Origin of the sequence: Aliikangiella marina, from assembly GCF_007004765.1 — a bacterium.
GTDB classification, from domain to species: domain Bacteria; phylum Pseudomonadota; class Gammaproteobacteria; order Enterobacterales; family Kangiellaceae; genus Aliikangiella; species Aliikangiella marina.
Map to the genome: position 1 here is coordinate 318,206 of NZ_VIKR01000002.1, position 19,206 is coordinate 337,411.

The window sequence follows — 19,206 nt, forward strand, 5'->3', positions numbered from 1 at the left end:
AACTTATCGTTTGATTTTTAGCCACAATTTTTGCAACAAGAATACCCGATTTGGGGTTAAAATTCCCTCGATTGGTCAGATTAACATCAACCAAATGTCGATCTAATGAAATAATGTCATTCTCTTGATAATATTACTTGTTATTGTATCGGGCTTTCGTTAGAATTCCGTCCACGTTGATGCGGGGTGGAGCAGTCTGGTAGCTCGTCGGGCTCATAACCCGAAGGTCGTTGGTTCAAATCCGGCCCCCGCTACCAAATTTCTTAGATTATAAGAAGCCCCTATATGGGGCTTTTTAGTTGGTCTCAAAGAATTTCGCGTCAGACTCTCATGTAAACATGACAGTTGATGTATAGATAAGGTGCCGTCCTAAGTGGGCAAGCTGCAAAATGCGACTTGTAACCAAAAGGTGGTCCCCAGAAGTAGTTAGGAATGGGCCTTATGAGCCCATTTTTTGTGTCCGCGATTTTTGAGTGTTTTTTAGGTTGCGCTTTAAACTCAAACAGGCGGCTGTTTTATATTAACGCTTCGGTGCGACTTGTACTGAGCTTTAGATAAAGCAGGTCAGTAGACAGGTAATTGCGATGGCAAAAGTAGATCAGTTAAGCGATATGCTTAGACCGGCGGCAGAAGCCCTAGGTTATGAGTTTCTCGGCGTCGAATATATCGGCCAAGGGAAACACACGATTCTGCGTATTTATATCGATCATGAAAATGGAATTAATGTTGATGATTGCGCGAGCGTAAGTCATCAAGTGAGCGGTATTTTAGAAGTTGAAGATCCGATTTCTAGCCAGTATACGTTGGAAGTGTCGTCACCGGGCATGGATAGACCTTTATTTACGATGGCGCATTTTAGCGATTATGTCGGTCAAGAAGTGCAAATTCGCTGCCATGTCGGAGTTGATGGCCGCAGAAAGTTTAAAGGTAAGCTTGTATCTGCGACAGATGAGACCTTGGTGGTAGAAGTAGACAACGAGACTTTTGATATTGATTTTCAAGATGTCGACAAGGCCAATTTAGTACCAGTGTTTGATTAAAAAATTTGTGCGCAAGTGAGTTATCGACACTGAAATTTAATACAATGTATATAGTTTATAGAAACAGTTAATATTCGGTTTGTTATTGAGGCTGATAGAGTTATGAACAATAAAGAGATTTTACTAGTTGTTGATGCGGTATCTAATGAGAAAGATGTCGATCGCGATATTATATTTCAAGCAATAGAAGTCGCGATTGCTACTGCAACTAAGAAAAAGCATGGTTCCGATATCGAAGTACGTGTCGCTATCGACCGTGATACAGGCGACTACGACACGTTTCGGCGTTGGCTCGTGGTTGAGCCGGAAGAAGGCGTACTAGAAAATCCTTTGGCAGAGATCACGCTTGAGGCGGCTCAAATCGATGAGCCAGAAATTCAAGCAGGTGAATATATCGAGGAACAAATCGAATCGATAGCATTCGGCCGTATAGCGGCGCAAACGGCGAAACAAGTTATCGTACAAAAGGTAAGAGAAGCTGAGCGTGCTAAAGTATTGGAAGCTTTTGAGTCGAGAGTTGGCGAGCTTGTCACCGGTGTGGTTAAGAAAACCAATCGAGACTCAATCATTCTTGACCTTGGTAATAACGCCGAAGCAATCATACCAAAAGAAGAAATGATGCCTCGCGAAGCGGTAAGAGCTGGCGATCGAGTACGTGGACTGTTGTATGCAATCAATCCAGAAGTTCGCGGTCCACAATTGTTCGTGAGCCGAGCGAAACCTGAGATGTTGGTTGAGCTTTTCCGTATTGAAGTACCAGAAATAGCCGAAGAAGTCATTGAATTAAAAGGGGCTGCCCGTGATCCTGGCTCCCGTGCTAAAATAGCGGTTAAAACGAACGACAAGCGGATCGACCCAGTCGGTGCTTGTGTTGGTATGCGAGGTTCCAGAGTGCAAGCCGTATCAGGTGAGCTTGCTGGCGAGCGAATTGATATTGTTTTGTTTGATGATAATCCTGCTCAGTTTGTTATTAATGCAATGGCTCCTGCAGAAGTTGCCTCGATTATTGTCGAAGAAGACAAGCAAACGATGGATATCGCTGTTGCAGAAGATCAGTTGGCGCAAGCCATTGGTCGTAGCGGTCAAAATGTCCGATTAGCCAGTCAATTGACAGGCTGGACGCTCAATGTAATGACCGTTGAAGAGGCGGAAAGCAAAAGCCAAGAAGAAAATAAAGGCTTAATCGACTTATTTATTAAAGAGCTTGATGTCGACGACGATTTGGCTGAGGTATTGGTTCAAGAAGGATTTACCACGGTTGAAGAGGTCGCTTATGTTCCTCAGTCTGAAATGCTCGAAATAGAAGGCTTTGATGAAGATCTCATCGAAGCACTTAAAGCTCGTGCAAAAGATGCGTTACTGACTAAAGCCATCGCCTCTGAAGAAAAATTAGAGGGTAGCGAACCTGCAGAAGATTTGTTGAACATGGATGGAATGGATCGTCACCTTGCATTTGTATTAGCAAGCAAAGGCATTGTGACCATGGAAGATTTAGCAGAGCAATCTGTTGATGATTTGACCGATATTGAAGAATTAGACGAAACCCGTGCTGCGGAATTAATTATGACCGCCCGTGCACCTTGGTTTGCTGAATAATCGTCTTGCAACTAGGGGGAAGTTATGTCGCAAGTGACAGTTGAAAAATTAGCAAAAGTCGTCGGGACTCCAGTAGAAACGCTACTAGAGCAGATGAAGAGTGCAGGCGTAGAGCTGTCTGGCGCTGACGATGTCGTTTCGGAAGAACAAAAGAAAAAATTATTGGCTCATTTGAAGCAAAGTCATGGTGAGTCGACTCAAGCGAGTGATGCGCCTAAAAAGATCACTTTGAAGCGGACCACAAAAAGTTCGCTAAAAATGTCTGGAAGTGGCGGTAAGTCAAAGACAGTTAATGTTGAAGTTCGCAAAAAGCGAACTTATGTGAAGCGAGCTGAGGTTGACGAAGCGAAGCTTGCGCCAGAAGAGCCCCAAGTAGAAGAGGTTGCTAAGACTGAGCCGGTCGTTGAGCCTGAAGTCGAAAAAGCACCAGAGCTTTCCGCAGAAGAAGCCAAAGCTTTGGCTGAAAAGGAAGCTATGGACGCAATGCGACGGCAAGCTGAAGCGGAAGCTAAGTCTCAAGCTGAAGCCGAAACAATGCGCATCGCGCAAACTAAAGCGGCTGAAGAAGCTAAAGCGGCTGCTGAAAAAGCCGCCGCTGAGCAAGAAAAAGCTCGTCAAGAAGCCGCCGAAAAAGCGAAATCGGAAGATGCGTCAAAGGCCAAGAAATTTGCTGGCAGAGGTGTGGCACCAGACACAGCCCCTGTCGATCCCATGGCTGATACCAAAGACCGTCGTAAAAAACGTCGTAAGAAAAAGAAAACTCGTGGTGAGTCTGATGTTGCTGGTGCAGATATGCTAGCTGATTTCAGACGCCCAGTTCATCGTCAATTTGCTGACGATAAAAAACTCGCAGATGAAAGAAAACCCATGGTAGCACCCAAATCAATGAAACATGGCTTTAAAAAACCGACAACCGCCGTTGCCAAACAACCCGTATCTATTCCAGAGTCGATTACGGTCGGCGATTTAGCGCAACGCATGTCAGTCAAAGCCACTGAAGTCATCAAAACGATGATGGGGCTTGGCACCATGGCAACCATCAATCAAACGATTGATCAAGAAACCGCTCAGTTAGTGACTGAAGAGATGGGATATGAAGTCGTACTTCTGCAGGAAAATGCTGCCGAAATTGAACTACTTGAAGCCAGTGAATCGACTGGCGATGAAGTCTCTAGAGCGCCGGTTGTAACCATAATGGGACATGTTGACCATGGTAAAACCTCGCTACTTGATTATATCCGTCATTCGCAAGTTGCTGATGGCGAAGCGGGCGGCATAACTCAACACATCGGTGCTTATCATGTAGATACGCCGAGAGGGATGATCTCATTTCTTGATACACCTGGACATGCTGCATTTACCCAAATGCGAGCGCGCGGTGCAAACGCAACTGATATTGTCGTTTTGGTTGTCGCTGCAGATGACGGCGTGATGCCACAGACTATCGAAGCGATTAAGCACTCTAAAGCTGCTGGGGTGCAAATGATAGTCGCAGTGAACAAGATCGACAAAGAAGAAGCGGATCCTGATCGAGTTAAAAACGAATTGTCACAGCATGATGTGATCCCCGAAGATTGGGGGGGCGATATTCCGTTTGTCCATGTTTCTGCAAAAACCGGCGAAGGTGTCGAGGGATTGCTTGAGAATATCTCATTGATCGCGGAACTTCAGGAATTAAAAGCGATTGCTGATGGTCCGGCAAAAGGGATTGTAATCGAAGCTCGTCTTGATAAAGGCCGCGGTACAGTCGCCTCAGTTTTAGTCCAAGCAGGTGAGTTGAAAGTTGGTGATATCCTGCTCGCTGGTTTCCATTATGGCCGCGTGCGTGCACTCAATGACGAAAATGGTCAGCCAGTGAAAAGTGCTGGGCCTTCTATACCGGTGGAAGTACTTGGGCTTTCCGGTGTGCCAGAGGCGGGCGATGAAATTTCTGTTGTGGCTGACGAGCGCAAGGCTCGTGAAGTTGCAAACTTCCGTCAAGGAAAATACAAAGAACAGCAAATGGCTAAACAACAAAAAGCCAAGCTTGAAAATATGTTTGCCAACATGGGTAGTGATGAAAAACTGGCAATCAATGTTGTTGTTAAAGCTGACGTTCAAGGTTCGGCGGAAGCAATCCAATCCTCTTTGATGGATTTGGCGACTGATGAAGTTCAAGTCAACGTGTTATCGGCTGCGGTTGGAGCGATTACAGAAACTGACGTTACCTTGGCTTCTGCATCAAACGCGATTGTAATCGGATTCAATGTGCGTGCAGATGCGAGCGCTCGAAAAGCGGTTGACAAAGAAGGCGTAGACTTACGTTACTACAGCGTTATTTATGACTTGATTGATGAAGTTAGGGCCGCAATGTCAGGTATGCTTTCACCGGAGAAGAAGCAAGAAATTATTGGTCTTGCTGAAGTTCGCGACGTATTCCGTTCACCTAAATTGGGTGCAATTGCTGGCTGTATGGTTGTTGAGGGTATTGTTAAAAGAAATAACCCAATCCGTGTTCTAAGAGATAACGTTGTAATTTATGAAGGTGAACTAGAGTCACTAAGACGTTTCAAAGATGATGCTAATGAAGTTCGAAATGGAATGGAGTGTGGTATCGGTGTTAAGAACTACAATGATGTTAAGGTCGGCGACCAAATTGAGGTCTTTGAAATTATTGAAGTTGCAAGAACTCTCTAATAAAAGAGCAAATGTGCAAATACAGTAATTTAGCGTCATGTAATACCAAATACACAAAGACAGGCTTATGAGCCTGTCTTTGTGGTTTTAAATTAACCTTAAAGTTGTCAGGAATTCAATGGCAAGAGAATTTAATAGAACAGACAGAGTCGCTGAGCAACTGCAGCGAGAAGTCGCCCAGATCATTCAGATGGAAGTCAAAGATCCGCGCTTAGGAATGGTTACTGTTTCTGGCGTCGATATTTCCCGAGATCTTTACTATGCCACTGCTTACGTGACATTTTTAGGTATTGAAGAAACTGAAAAAAACTTAAAGCAAGCGCTTGATGTTTTGAATCAAGCGTCTGGTTTTATCCGTAGTTTGATCGGTAAACGTATGAAAATGAGAGTCATTCCGCAGCTTAAGTTTGAGTATGATAAATCAATCGCGCACGGCAGCGAGTTGTCAGCACTTATACAAAAAGCGCGAAATAAAGATAGTGATAATGAGTCTGATGAAGACTCATAACTTTTTTCTTTCTCAATTAAACCGATAGCCCAGAGTTACTAGCATGGGAAGAAGACGCAAAAAAGGCCGCAATATAAGCGGCGTTTTACTCTTAGATAAACCGAAAGATATGACTTCTAATAAAGCGCTCCAAGAAGTCAAACATCTATTTTTTGCTGCAAAGGCAGGACATACAGGTGCGCTTGATCCGCTTGCAACGGGTATGCTTCCTATTTGTCTTGGCGAAGCCACTAAATTTTCACAGTTTCTTTTAGATTCGGACAAAGGCTATCGAGTAATAGGTAAACTTGGTGTGAGAACCGATTCGAGTGATTCGACTGGCGAGGTCGTTGAAACTAAACCGGTTAATGTTTCAAAAAAGCAGTTATTATCCGCGCTTGAAACTTTCCGCGGTGATATTAAACAAGTTCCTTCGATGTTTTCGGCACTCAAGTATCAGGGTAAACCGCTCTATACTTATGCACGACAAGGTATTGAAATCGAGCGAGAAGCTCGAGATATTAGTATTTACCAGCTTGAGTTAATTCGTTTTGAAGATGATGAAGTTGAGTTGGAGATCGAATGCAGCAAAGGCACCTATATCAGAACGATCATTGACGACCTTGGACAGTTATTAGGATGCGGTGCACACGTAACTTTGCTTCATCGAACCTTTGTTGCCGACTACCCGGTTGATGATGTCATCTCGCTCGATCAGCTACGTGCTGATCGTGAGCAAGGTTTAAGTTTAGATGATTATTTGTTGCCGATGGACAGCCCTGTTATGGAGCTAGAAGAAGCAGTCATCGATCAAGACAGCGCTCATTATTTTAGTCAAGGACAAGCGATTAATTACCCGAATCTTGAGCAAGGCGAATTACTCAGAGTTTATGATGAGGATGATCGGTTTTTAGGCATCGCTGAGGTAGATAGCGAGGAAATGCTCGCGCCCAAACGTTTAGTTGTTTATTCCGAGTAAGCGAGTACTGCTTATTATCTAGTTTCGGGAGTAAAAGGGATCAATGAAAGCGGTTTTTTTAGACAGAGCGACTATCGATTCCTCAGTTTCTCTGACACCCATTAGTTCGCTTATTTCGGTATTGCAAACTTATCCCTCAACTTGTTCGACAGAGACAGTTAAACGTGCTCAAGATTTTGACATCATTATCACTAATAAAGTAATCATTGACGAAGCTGTAATCAGTCAGCTTCCTAAACTCAAGCTGATTTGCGTTGCCGCTACTGGTACTAATAATATTGATCATCTCGCTGCCAAAAAAGCTGGTGTTCAAGTCGCAAATGTTGTCGATTATTCCACTAGCTCTGTTGCGCAGCACGTATTTGCTTATTTGCTCGACTATTATAATCAAGTCAATCTTTACCATCGAGAAAACCAGAAATATCCATGGAATGAGTCACACCATTTTTGTCAGTTTCACGCTCCCGTAAACGAGTTAGCAGGACAAAAACTGGGCATAATTGGCTATGGCAATATCGGTAAGCATGTTGCGAAGATAGCCAAAGCTTTTGACATACAAGTCACGGTCGCGGAACGCAACAATGTTCCGAGTATTCGCTCAGGGAGAGCTGCTTTTGAAGCGGTGATCGCAAACTCAGATATCATCTCTTTACATTGCCCTTTGACACCCGAAAGCCATAAGCTATTTAGTGCAGAAACATTCAAAATAATGAAACCTTCTTGTTTGTTGATTAATACAGCGCGAGGTCCAATTATTGATTCTGATGCGCTGGCTCACGCGTTAACGAATGGTGAATTAGCGCATGCGATCATTGATGTTCTAGAGCAAGAGCCACCACAAGAAAATCATCCACTACTCGACCTCCCTGCTGAAAAATTGACGCTGACCCACCATATTGCATGGGGAAGCCTGCAAGCTCAACACAAGCTCATTCAGGGAATAGCAAATAATATATCTAGTTTCCGATGAAACGTGACAACGAGAAGTTATACGCGTTTTTGGCAATATTGTAGCTAGCAACTACTGTTAAAAATAAATTGATTCGGTATACTCGATTAGATTGGTTGACGCATTGCGTTTCGATAATAGTAAATAATAACAAAACCATGAAAATTCCTGAGTCAATTAGAGCCAACGATCTAATTCACTCTTGTTATTTAAGGGTTTAAAGAAAAATAGGATAGCAGAATGAGATTTGGACTATTAATAATATCTACCTTAATTGTTATAGGGTGTAGCCAAGAGAATTCTAATATGACAAGCAAAACGTCAGTGCAAGATTCAGTGACTAAAAGTGATAAGACTGTATTGCCACCGGTAGCGGATAAAATTCCCTATGAAATTAAAACGCACGAAGAGGTTCGCATCGACGATTATTATTGGATGAGAGATGATTCTCGAAGTGATCCGAAAGTCATTGAACATCTAAATTTAGAGAATCGTTATGCTGATCATATGTTGAGCGATTCGAAAGACTTACAAGATAAAATTTTTGAGGAAATTAATTCTCGGTTAAAAAAAGATGACTCAACAGTCCCTGTTTTCCAGCGAGGTTATTTTTATTATCGTCAGTTTAATGGCGACATGGAATATCCGGTCTATATAAGAAAGAATGCAGAAAATGGCCAAGAAGAAATACTTCTTGACGGCAACAAGATGGCGGAAGGTAAAGAATATTTTGCGATTGGCCGATATAGCATTAGTACCAACAACAATATTCTTGCCTATTCGACTGATACAATCAGTCGTCGCTTGTACACTATTGAATTTCGTGACTTGACCACAGATAAAATGCTCGACGATAAGTTAGAAAATACCTCTGGGCAAATTGTATGGGCAAATGACAATCAAACCGTATTTTATATCAAGAAAGACTTGCAGACATTACTTGGATATCAAGTTTATCGACATAAGATTGGTACGCCGCAATCGGAAGATGTCCTTGTATACGAAGAGAAAGACAATACTTTTTATACCGGAATTGGCAAGACTAAAGATGATGCTTTGATCTATGTTTATCATAGTCATACGCAGAAAAAAGGAGCGTCCTACATTGATGCCAATAAACCTGAAAGTGAACTCATCCCTTTCTATCCGATTGAAGATGGGCATGAATATTCCTTTCAAAAAAACGGTGATTGGTTCTACGTACGAACCAATTGGAATGCGAAAAATTTCCGCATTATGAAAACCAAAATTGAAGATAGTCAGAATCGAAATAAATGGCAAGAAGTCATCGCGCACAATCCCGATGTATTCATTCAAGATTATGAGGTGTTAAAAGATTACCTCGTCCTGGCTGAAAAAGAACAGGGCAAAGCTCAAATCAGGAGAGTGAGTTTGAGCACTTTAGATTCCAACTTGCTTGAATTCGATGATCCTGTTTTTGTCGCAATGTTCACCGGCAATGTTAATCTTGAGACCAATAAAGTTCGTTTGTTTTATAGCTCAATGACCACGCCATCGACTTATTATGACTACGACCTTGATAAGCAAACCAGAGAATTACTCAAGCAAGATGAAGTTCTCGGCGGCTTTCATCCAAGTAACTATCAGAGTGAGCGCATTAGCGCTCGGTCACGAGATGGCGTTGATATTCCTGTGTCTATCGTATATCGCAAAGACAAGTTTAAAAAAGACGGAACGAATCCTCTCTATCAATATGCTTATGGTTCCTATGGTTCGAGTACCGAACCGTATTTCTCGTCGTCAATGCTTTCTCTATTAGATCGTGGTTTTGTGTTTGTTCGAGCACATGTTCGTGGTGGCCAAGAGCTTGGTCGGCACTGGTATGAAGACGGTAAAATGTTTAATAAGAAAAATACTTTCAACGATTTTATCGATGTGACTAAAACGCTAGTTGAACAAAAATATGGTGATCCAAAGCGAATATTTGCGAGTGGCGGAAGTGCGGGAGGATTACTCATCGGCGCAGTAATTAACCAGGCGCCGGAGTTATATTTAGGGGTAGGAGCTCATGTTCCATTTGTTGATGTTGTAACCACCATGTTAGATGAGTCAATTCCACTTACAACTAATGAATTTAACGAATGGGGTAATCCGAAAAATAAAGACTCTTACGATTACATGTTGTCTTACTCTCCCTATGATCAGGTTAAGAAACAAGATTATCCAAACATTTTAGTCACAACGGGTTTGCATGATTCGCAAGTGCAATACTTTGAGCCTGCGAAATGGGTTGCTAAATTACGTGATTATAAGACAGATTCTAATCGATTGATTTTTAAAACTAATATGGATGCCGGGCATGGTGGAAGCTCGGGTCGGTTTAGAAGAAATAAAGAGCGAGCTTTGGAATATGCTTTTTTCTCAAGTTTAGCAGGAATTAATGAATAAATTTATCATCATTACTTGAGATTATTTTTAATATTTATCGGCTAACGCTTTGTCCTGACTTTTTCGATTCTGCTAAGATAGAAAGAAATGTCAGGACAAAGCCATGGTACCTCACGGACAAGAGACACCGCCTTTTAAATACAGTCTTGCAGTCGAGAGACGAGCTCTGCAAGCCAGTAAACTTCATCGCCAAATCCCCAATAAATCGTCGCGAAAAATGCTTGCTGCGACTTGGAATCTGACCAATTTTGGTGTTCAACAACGCTTACGCAAAGATATTCAATTAATAGCTGAAGTAATCGGTTGGTTTGATTTGATAGCGATACAAGAAGTCGCTGATGATTTAACCGACTTGCGGACTTTATTGCGTTATTTACCCAATTACAAAGTTATTCTCTCAGATATTGGTGGAAACGAAGAGCGAACGGGTTTTTTATACGACTCAAAAAAAATACAACGATTAGAGTTAGCTGCGGAAGTTGCAGTACCGCCAAGTGACCATCGATATATTCGAATGAGAGGAGCCTCTGGCTCATTCAAGGGTTTTGATCGGAATCCATATGCTGTAGCCTTCAAAGCCGGCCGACTTGAATTTATTGCTGTCTCAGTTCATTTATATTTTGGTAGTCACTCATATTTTGATGAAGATCGAAGAGCGCTTGAGGCTTATGCTTTAGCGCGTTGGGCAGATCGAAGAAAAAAAACACCCGAGTCATACTCTAATAATGTGTTGTTACTCGGCGATTTTAATTTGCCGAGTATGGAAGAAAAGGGTAATGTTTACAAGGCGCTTGCTTCAAAAGGATTAATATTACCCAAGTATTCGACACAACTCATGGGGAGCAATTTGAAGGGCGACATGCATTATGATCAAGTGGCGTTTCATGCTGGGAGAATGAAAAATTACTTTACTGGTAATTCTGGTGTTTTTGATTTTGATCGAGCACCTTTTTTCGGTAAAGCTTGGGATAACCGTTTGAGTAAAGAAGAAAACCATTACTTTCGTCAAGCCATTAAATTTCATATTTCCGACCACAGACCCTTGTGGTCGGAATTCAGTATTTAAATAAACCGTTTGATTTTGGCTTTCTTAAGTCTGCGAACTCAGTTTTATCACCAAAAATAGATCTTTGATTTAAAATTTAATTGGATAATAACAATGAGAATTAACACACTAGTCTACTTGCTCTTAATTAAGAGCCTATTAATGAATAGTCCATCAGCCAATGCTCAGCAAATAATAAAATATGACTGGCTAACAATGGGTAAAAAATCAGGTGAGCAAATCGTTACCCTAAATGACGATAAGTCAATCCAGATTACTTTTGAGTTTAATGATCGGGGGGAGAGGGCCCAAGGTACAAGAATTAATCACTTTTGATGACGAAAATAATATTTTATCCCAGGTACTGACTGGTCATTCTTACATGGGGGCAAAAATTGATGAAACTTATCGAGTTTATCAAAACCAATCAATTTGGGAGAACACTCAAGAGTCAGGAAAACGAATGGTGAAACCGGATCAGTTTTATATTGCGGCTGACGGTACACCTTATACTTTAGAACTCATTGTCAAAGCGATTGATCGAACCAAAAATAAAAAACTAGAACTATACCGTCTGGCTCCGCAAGTTACGAAGTGATGTTAACGACTGAAGTGACTAAAGCGCAAGAGAAACGTAATGTGAAATTGTTAGCTCTGAACGGATTAGGATTCGGTCCAAGCTTTTTATGGGTTGATGAAAACCATCAGCTATTTGCACTTGCCTATAGCTGGATGGGATTAACCCCAGAAGGTTGGGGGAATAGTCTAAAAAAATTGCAAGCGCTTCAAGACAAGGCGGAGTTTGAGTTTAATAAGCAATTAGCGACGAAAAATTCTATCGCGTTAAACGGTGTTACGGTCATTAATAATGTTGATATTTTTACTGCTAAAGATAACCAATTAATTAAAAATACAAGTATCGCGATTGAGAACGGCAAGATCTTGGCGATAGGAAAGAAAGTGAAATCAATTAAAGCGGATAAAGTGATTGATGGTAAAGGTCGAACTTTGATGCCCGGGTTGTGGGATATGCATGCTCATATCCAAATGGGTGACGGCCTTCTAAATATTGCTAATGGCGTAACAAGTGTGAGAGATCTTGCCAACGATCACGCACAATTGATGCAAACTATTGAAGTCTTTAACTCAGGTGAAGTGATTGGTCCGAGCATATACAGAGGCGGCTTTATTGATCAAAAAAGTCCCTTTTCCGCGCCAACAGGGAAGTTAGCAGAAACGCTAGAAGAAGCGTTAAAGTATGTTGATTGGTATGCGGAGAGAGGCTATCAGCAAATAAAAATATATAGCTCGATCACACCGGAATGGGTTAAACCAATTGCCGAAAGAGTTCATCAACATGGCATGCGGTTAAGTGGCCATATTCCCTCTTACATGACTGCGGAAAAGGCTGTGAAGGATGGTTTTGATGAGATTCAACATATCAACATGGTTTTTCTTAATTTTTTAGCGGGACCGAAAGACGATACTCGAACACCAGTAAGATTTAAGTTGGTCGCAGAGGAAGCGGGAAGCTTAGACCTCAACTCAAAAGCCGTTAACGACTTTATTGAGTTGCTAAAAAAGAGAAAGACTGTTGTTGACCCCACCGTGACTATTTTTCATAGTATGTTTCTCAACAAAGCGGGAGAGCTTGATCCGGGATATGCAATGATTGCCGATCATTTACCAGCCAATGTCGCGCGAGGCTTTCTCGCCGCTGAGATGGAGATAACTGCAGACAATGAGCAACGCTATGCAGACTCAGCGAACGCACTGCTAATGATGATCAAAAAACTTTACGATGCGGGTGTTCCCTTAGTTGCGGGAACGGATGCTATAGTTGGTTTTACTCTACATCGAGAATTGGAACTCTATGCGAAAGCGGGGATCCCTAACTATGACGTCTTGAAAATCGCGACAATAAATTCTGCTCGTATTGCTGGTCAGAAGGACGTCGGTACGATCGAGGAGGGCATGATAGCTGACTTGATTTTGTTAGATGGCAATCCCCTGGAAGACATAAGTCATATCAGATCGGTTGCGATGACTATTAAAGGGAATAATCTCTATCGTTCCGATCAACTGTTTGAGTCCATCGGAATCAAACCTTTTGTACGCTTTTGATATTTAATACGCCGATAACTGTTTCGAAAAAATCTTTGACGATTTAAGGAAGGTATTATCTGAGGGTAACCTGGTTTTTACCTTCATCTTTTGAGCAATAGAGCGCTTCGTCAACTCTATCAAGGAGACTTAAGGATGAGTCGCCTGTTTGTACGATTGTTGCACCGATGCTAATTGTGACTTTCTGACCAATTTCGAATTGGTTTTTTTCGACTAAGTTTCGGATTTTTTCTGCAGTGGTCATTAGCTCTATTTTGGTGGTATCGGTGAGGATCAATATAAATTCCTCGCCTCCCCAACGGCCGAACAAATCTGACTGTCTAGTATGGTTGTCGACTAGATTGGATAGTTCAACCAGTACCTTATCTCCTTCCAAATGCCCGAGCGTATCATTGATTTGTTTGAAATCATCGATATCAAACATTAACACACCGAATGCAGTGTGATGGCGTTGAAATCGAGAAAGCTCATATTCTAAGAACTCTTTGATTCGGTAGCGGTTCCAGATTTTGGTTAGTTGATCTTGTCGATAGAGTTTTTCAAGTTTGGTTTTTTTGGTCGCCAAATCCGCCATAATTTTTTCTTTTTTGGCGAGAAACAAAGCGATTACATAGATGTTGAGACTTAAGATGGCTAAAAAATATTGCAGTTTGATAATGGCATTACTAATATTTTCATCCGCGAAAAAGCCCACCTGACGAGAAGTTGCGAATAGCGCGATTGTACCAATGACTAATAACAAGCTAAATGCGACTCGTGGACCAAAGTAAAGAAAACCATACAAGGCTGCGGGAATAAATAAGTACAATAAAGGGTAAATATATCCAGGGAAGGGGAGTATTTCTAACAAAGCTGCGCTGAGTATTGCTAGTGCAAGTGACATAATGACCAGCCATTTAAGCTCGTCTTTGTAGTTTGATGACTTCTCGCTGAGCCACAGGTAAAGCATGGGAGTGAAGATTAATACACCGGTAGCATCGCCAAAGAACCAAACGCTTAAGGTTGATACGAACAACTCATTGTCAATAACGTTAAACAGACTCAGCCCGCCCACGCCGAAGATAGCGCTAAGGAGTGGACCGATAATGACTGCGAGACAAATAAACCAAGCCAGATCAATTGCATTTTTGAAAGGGTTTCGGGTATTGGTAAAAAAGCACACAAGCTCAGCCATTATAACGCAAGCGATTACATCGCCAACCCCATTAAATGTTGCTGCAGCGATGCTGGATAAGGCTGCTTGAAGACTACTAAAACTGAAATATGCCCAAATATTACCGCAAAAAGCACCCAAAAATACGCCCGGCCAGATTTGTGGTCCACGCGCTAAAGTGATCGCGACCATAATGCCCGATGGCAACCATAATGGTGTGACATTACCCGGCTCAATCGCGAACAATTGGCCTATTCTGGCAAGTATCATATAGGTCAGAGCGACGCCGATAATTTCGGCGTACCTTTTTTTGAGCATCATTAAGAATATTTTGATTATTTAATTCTCAGTTTAGTCGGAATATGAGATTTTGCGAGTCAAGCAGCTGACGTGGATCATTAATTAATCCATTGTTATACGGCAATTTGAGCTGTCGAAAGAGGAGAATTACCTCAAAGGTGAAAAGGCGAGCAAATGAAAAGCCTGAATATTTACTAATCCATTGAAAATATTTGGTATTATGGCATCATCAAATAAGAATAAAGCTCGTATTCAATGCCTCGATAAATAACCATTCAGTAGCATAACGATAAATATTAATTAGGACGCTTTTCCATGACTGAATCAAATAATAATTCTTTAATCATGCGCGCACTCAACGCGATAGAGCGGGTGGGGAACAAGTTACCCGATCCAGCGATGATTTTCTTAATTTCCATGTTAATTATATGGGGATTATCTTATATCTTTTCACAGATGACTTTTGACGCCATTGACCCCAGAACAGGCGAAGCCATCGTAGTAAATAATTTGTTAACCGGTGATTCGCTCGCTAATTTCCTATCCAGTATGGTGAGGACCTTTACGGGCTTCGCACCTCTCGGCGTGGTTCTAGTCGCCATGCTAGGGGTTGGTGTCGCTGAGCATTCTGGATTTATCAATGCTGGGTTGAAACTGATGTTGAAAGTGACTCCTCAGGCGCTGCTGACACCATCGATTATCCTAATTGCGATTGTTAGTCATACCGCAACTGACGCCGGTTATGTTTTGGTTATTCCATTGGCTGGTATCATTTTCTATGCAATGGGACGACATCCTATCGCAGGTATAGCCGCCGCTTTCGCTGGCGTTTCAGGCGGTTTTAGTGCTAACTTTATACCTTCGGGAATTGATCCATTATTGCAAAGCTTCACCCAAAGCGGTGCACAAATTATTCAGCCCGACATATTGATTAACCCACTTAACAATTGGTTTTTTACCTCTGCTTCAAGTCTATTTATCATCTTACTCGGATGGTATATCACCGATAAAATCATAGAGCCAAGGTTGCAAAATACCAAGGTTGAAACTGATGAAGACGATGATTTGCCGACTTTTGATGAGTTGACCGCAAAAGATAAGAAGAGCTTCATGATTGCGTCTGGCGTAATGGTGCTTGGATTAGTATTGTTGTATTTCGCAGCGAGTAGCGAGGACTCGCCGCTACGCTCACCCGATGGACAGCTATCTAGCTTCTCAGCGCCTCTGATGCAGTCGATTGTTCCTCTGATTTTCTTGTTGTTCTGGATCCCTGGTGCGGTTTACGGATTTGTTTCGGGGAGCTTTAAATCGTCGAAAGACATGATCGATGCGATGACCAAGTCGATGAATTCAATGGCTTATTACATCGTAATGGCATTTTTCTGTGCACTCTTCATTGCAGCGTTCAATAATTCTAATATTGGGGCGTTGATGGCTATTGAAGGTGCTGAGTTACTCAAAGCTGCGCAACTGCCTTCTTGGTTGACGATAATTGGTATCATTATCTTGACGGGTATTGTCAATTTGTTCGTCGGTTCAAGCTCGGCAAAATGGGGGCTGCTGGCGCCTATTTTTGTACCGATGCTGATGCAGTTAGGCATTTCGCCTGATTTAACACAAGCGGCTTATCGTGTTGGTGACTCAACCTCAAATATTATCACCCCGTTGATGCCTTACTTCCCGCTGGTAGTCGTCTATTGTCAACGCTATGTTAAATCAACCGGGATTGGTACACTGATTTCGATAATGTTGCCCTACAGTATTGCGCTAATGGTTGGGTGGACAATATTCTTATTAATTTACTGGGGGCTTGGTATTCCGCTTGGATTGCAGTCGAGCTATACCTATCCTGCTGGTTGATCGTAATTCTTAATGCGCTAAAAGAAAGGCCCTATGTTAATCAATAGGGCCTTTTTTAATGAGCTTCTGTTAGCCTAAAACACTTGCAATGAAGAGACTACTTTCATTGTTTTGCGAGTGTTGTTTGAATCCATTGTCCAATATCTTTTATCTGCGGCGGACAAACTGCATGCTCCATCGGATAAGTTTTTAAGTCAGGCTGATAACCCATTGACGATAAAGTTTGTAAGCTATCACTACCAAGTTGAACTGGTACCACGGGATCCATTAAACCATGCATGATTTGGATAGGAATATTCTTGTTAGCCGGGTTTGGTTCTATCGTTGCCTTGGTGGCAAAATAAGTCGACATTGCGAGTAATCCAGCCAACGGCTTGTCGTAGGTGAGCGCAGATTGAATTGCAACCGCGCCACCTTGTGAAAATCCAGCGATAATTATTCGACTGCTATCAATACCGCGTTCAATTTCTCTTTCAATAAAGTCGACGACAGATTGTGATGATTTTAATAACTGCTCGGTATCGACTTTTCTATCGATTGACATTTCTAATATATCGTACCAGGCCGGCATTACGTAGCCGTTATTGATTGTTACTGGTATAGATGGCGCGTGCGGGAATATAAAGCGAATGGCGAGATCATCGGGTAGCCCAAGCTCCGGCACAATTGGCGCAAAATCATGGCCATCTGCCCCTAAACCATGCAACCAAATGATGGCTGCATTAGGGTTACTTTTAGTTTCAGTCTGAATGTGGGGTAAGTACTCCATGATTATGCCTCTGTTGATTTTCGAGTATTTAAAACAAAAATTTTCATCAATAATATTGCGACGACAATATACCCTATCAAGTAATTCATGACTTGTTGGTAACTGTGATCACTGTCAAAAAGCCAGCCAAATAAGATTGGAGAGATGGCAGTGGAAACGACCATAATAGACGTCACCATTGAACGGATAGCCCCAATATTTTTATTGCCATAAATCTCTACCCACATAGAACCCACAACCGGACCAGCTGCGCCAATTGTTAATCCAGTAAGAAACATAAAGGCGAGTGCCCAATAAGATTGGCTGAATGGGAGTGCTAAACACACAATCCCCAGGAGCATCGGCAATAAATAATAAAGAATCATTGCTTGGCCGCTGTATTTGTCGACCATCGAGCCGATAATTAATGAGGATTTTAGATGAGAGAATGCATAAATGGTAAAGCATAATGCAAACCATTGCTCGCTCCACCCTTTGGTACTTAATAGAATGCCTTGATGAATGAAGATCCCGGTAACGATAAAAGCGGGAGCGACTACCACAGGAATCAGTACCCAAAAGCGATAGTCTTTAATAACGTCATTGCGACTCCATTGCGCTTTGGTCTCATTCGGCTGAGCGGATACCGTTTCGTCATAGAGTGAGAGTCGATCTTGAGAGCGATTCAACAGAAAGTTCATTATCGGCCAAAATACTACTAGCAAAAATACGCCTAAAACGAGCCAAGTCTCTCGCCAGCCCAAGGTGCTGATCAGAGTGACAGCCAATGCCGGTAATATTGCTTCTCCTAGTGGCATACCAAACGCGACAACACCGATTGCTTTACCTCGATTGTTTTCAAAATATCGCGCCATAGATGTGAAGGCGATATGAAACATAAGACCTTGCCCGCAAAAGCGCAGTAAAAACAAAGCCAATACGAGTTGCCATAAGTCCTCAGAAAGATAAAGTAGCAGGCAAGCGATTGCTAAACCTCCGCTCACACCATAGGTAAATTTTTTTAAAGAGATTTTGTCAATCAGAGCACCAGCCCAAAGTATCAGGAATCCACTGACTAAAGTCGCGCTAGAATAGACCGTACCGTACTCGGCATTCGTCAAGTTAAATGATGACAAAAAGGAGTCACCAAACCATGCGATAAAAAAGGATTGGCCGTAGTTGCCAAAAAAAGCGGTTAATAATCCAAACATCAGAAACTGATGGTTTTGACGAAAGAAGTGATAATAATCTTTGAACATGGCTGCTTGAATGAGCGTTATATCAGATGCTGATAGGTAACGGCCTTTTACCCAGTAAAAGGCCTTGTGGTATTTGTTATTGTTTACCAGAGTGACCAAAGCCACCTTCACCCCGATCGCTCGCATCGAACTCTTCAACCACATCAAAATCAACTTGTACAACTGGAATAAACATTAATTGTGCGATGCGGTCCCCAGGGTTGATTTCAAACGAAGTGTTGCCCCGATTCCAACACGATATGAAGAGTTGGCCTTGATAATCAGAATCGATTAGTCCGACTAAGTTACCTAAAACGATACCATATTTGTGCCCCATACCAGAACGAGGGAGTATCGTTGCTGCCAAATTAGGATCGCCGATATGGATCGCAATTCCCGTTGGAATTAATTCCGTTTGACCAGGCTCGAGATTTAGTGGGGCGTCAATCAGAGCGCGCAAGTCGACTCCGGCTGAACCATCGGTGGCATAAGCGGGCAGTGGGTATTCGTCGCCAATCCGTTTATCTAAAATTTTTACTTCTATTTTTTTCATTGTGAGAATGCTCCACGTTTTAATGTTTGGTCAAATTTTCGACAAGCTG

Annotated in this window: 15 protein-coding genes and 1 tRNA gene; 12 read left to right on the top strand and 4 right to left on the bottom strand. The window is 42.1% G+C overall.

What is annotated here, in order from left to right:
• Positions 1 to 180 precede the first annotated feature (180 nt).
• The 11 genes from FLL45_RS07690 (at position 181) to FLL45_RS07740 (ending at position 13,305) form a co-directional block, all read left to right on the top strand.
• Positions 181 to 257, top strand: a tRNA-Met gene (locus tag FLL45_RS07690).
• A gap of 327 nt (positions 258 to 584) precedes the next feature.
• Positions 585 to 1,040: a ribosome maturation factor RimP gene (gene rimP / locus FLL45_RS07695; RefSeq protein ID WP_142941452.1), complete on the top strand. Its 456-nt coding sequence runs from the start codon at positions 585 to 587 to the stop codon at positions 1,038 to 1,040.
• Between the two features lie 102 nt (positions 1,041 to 1,142).
• On the top strand, positions 1,143 to 2,636 hold the full coding sequence (gene nusA, locus FLL45_RS07700) for a transcription termination factor NusA (RefSeq protein WP_142941453.1): 1,494 nt from the start codon (positions 1,143 to 1,145) through the stop codon (positions 2,634 to 2,636).
• A gap of 24 nt (positions 2,637 to 2,660) precedes the next feature.
• Positions 2,661 to 5,312: a translation initiation factor IF-2 gene (infB, locus tag FLL45_RS07705; protein ID WP_142941454.1), complete on the top strand. Its 2,652-nt coding sequence runs from the start codon at positions 2,661 to 2,663 to the stop codon at positions 5,310 to 5,312.
• A 118-nt stretch (positions 5,313 to 5,430) separates the two neighbouring features.
• The gene (gene rbfA / locus FLL45_RS07710; RefSeq protein ID WP_142941455.1) at positions 5,431 to 5,820 is read left to right on the top strand and encodes a 30S ribosome-binding factor RbfA; all 390 of its coding nucleotides are present in this window, start codon (positions 5,431 to 5,433) and stop codon (positions 5,818 to 5,820) included.
• A gap of 43 nt (positions 5,821 to 5,863) precedes the next feature.
• Positions 5,864 to 6,778 (top strand): tRNA pseudouridine(55) synthase TruB, encoded by a 915-nt coding sequence (truB, locus tag FLL45_RS07715; RefSeq protein ID WP_142941456.1) that lies wholly within the window; start codon positions 5,864 to 5,866, stop codon positions 6,776 to 6,778.
• Positions 6,779 to 6,821: 43 nt separating this feature from the next.
• A complete protein-coding gene (locus FLL45_RS07720; protein ID WP_142941457.1) occupies positions 6,822 to 7,748 on the top strand; it encodes a D-2-hydroxyacid dehydrogenase in 927 nt (308 codons plus the stop codon).
• Between the two features lie 285 nt (positions 7,749 to 8,033).
• Positions 8,034 to 10,136, top strand: a complete 2,103-nt coding sequence (locus FLL45_RS07725) for a S9 family peptidase (RefSeq protein WP_246075801.1) — start codon at positions 8,034 to 8,036, stop codon at positions 10,134 to 10,136.
• Positions 10,137 to 10,239: 103 nt separating this feature from the next.
• Positions 10,240 to 11,202 (top strand): endonuclease/exonuclease/phosphatase family protein, encoded by a 963-nt coding sequence (locus tag FLL45_RS07730; protein WP_142941459.1) that lies wholly within the window; start codon positions 10,240 to 10,242, stop codon positions 11,200 to 11,202.
• A gap of 259 nt (positions 11,203 to 11,461) precedes the next feature.
• Positions 11,462 to 11,779, top strand: coding sequence for a hypothetical protein (locus tag FLL45_RS07735; protein WP_142941460.1), 318 nt, complete (start codon positions 11,462 to 11,464; stop codon positions 11,777 to 11,779).
• Positions 11,779 to 13,305, top strand: coding sequence for an amidohydrolase family protein (locus FLL45_RS07740; RefSeq protein ID WP_142941461.1), 1,527 nt, complete (start codon positions 11,779 to 11,781; stop codon positions 13,303 to 13,305). Before FLL45_RS07735 ends, FLL45_RS07740 begins: the two co-directional genes overlap by 1 nt.
• Before the next feature lie 55 nt (positions 13,306 to 13,360).
• Here FLL45_RS07740 and FLL45_RS07745 read toward each other — a convergent pair whose 3' ends face one another.
• Entirely contained in the window at positions 13,361 to 14,779 is a 1,419-nt protein-coding gene (locus FLL45_RS07745; RefSeq protein ID WP_142941462.1) for a sensor domain-containing diguanylate cyclase, read from the bottom strand.
• A 294-nt stretch (positions 14,780 to 15,073) separates the two neighbouring features.
• Here FLL45_RS07745 and FLL45_RS07750 point away from each other — a divergent pair, with 294 nt between their 5' ends.
• Positions 15,074 to 16,618, top strand: a complete 1,545-nt coding sequence (locus FLL45_RS07750) for an AbgT family transporter (RefSeq protein ID WP_142941463.1) — start codon at positions 15,074 to 15,076, stop codon at positions 16,616 to 16,618.
• A 103-nt stretch (positions 16,619 to 16,721) separates the two neighbouring features.
• On the opposite strand, the gene FLL45_RS07755 is transcribed toward FLL45_RS07750, so the two are convergent.
• From FLL45_RS07755 to dut, 3 genes are read right to left on the bottom strand one after another with little or no spacing between them, the layout of a single operon-like run.
• Positions 16,722 to 17,387 (bottom strand): alpha/beta hydrolase, encoded by a 666-nt coding sequence (locus FLL45_RS07755; protein WP_142941464.1) that lies wholly within the window; start codon positions 17,385 to 17,387, stop codon positions 16,722 to 16,724.
• Between the two features lie 2 nt (positions 17,388 to 17,389).
• Positions 17,390 to 18,751, bottom strand: a complete 1,362-nt coding sequence (locus tag FLL45_RS07760; protein ID WP_185964371.1) for an MFS transporter — start codon at positions 18,749 to 18,751, stop codon at positions 17,390 to 17,392.
• A complete protein-coding gene (gene dut / locus FLL45_RS07765) occupies positions 18,702 to 19,157 on the bottom strand; it encodes a dUTP diphosphatase (protein ID WP_142941466.1) in 456 nt (151 codons plus the stop codon). The genes FLL45_RS07760 and dut overlap by 50 nt, the downstream gene beginning before the upstream one ends.
• Positions 19,158 to 19,206: the final 49 nt, after the last annotated feature.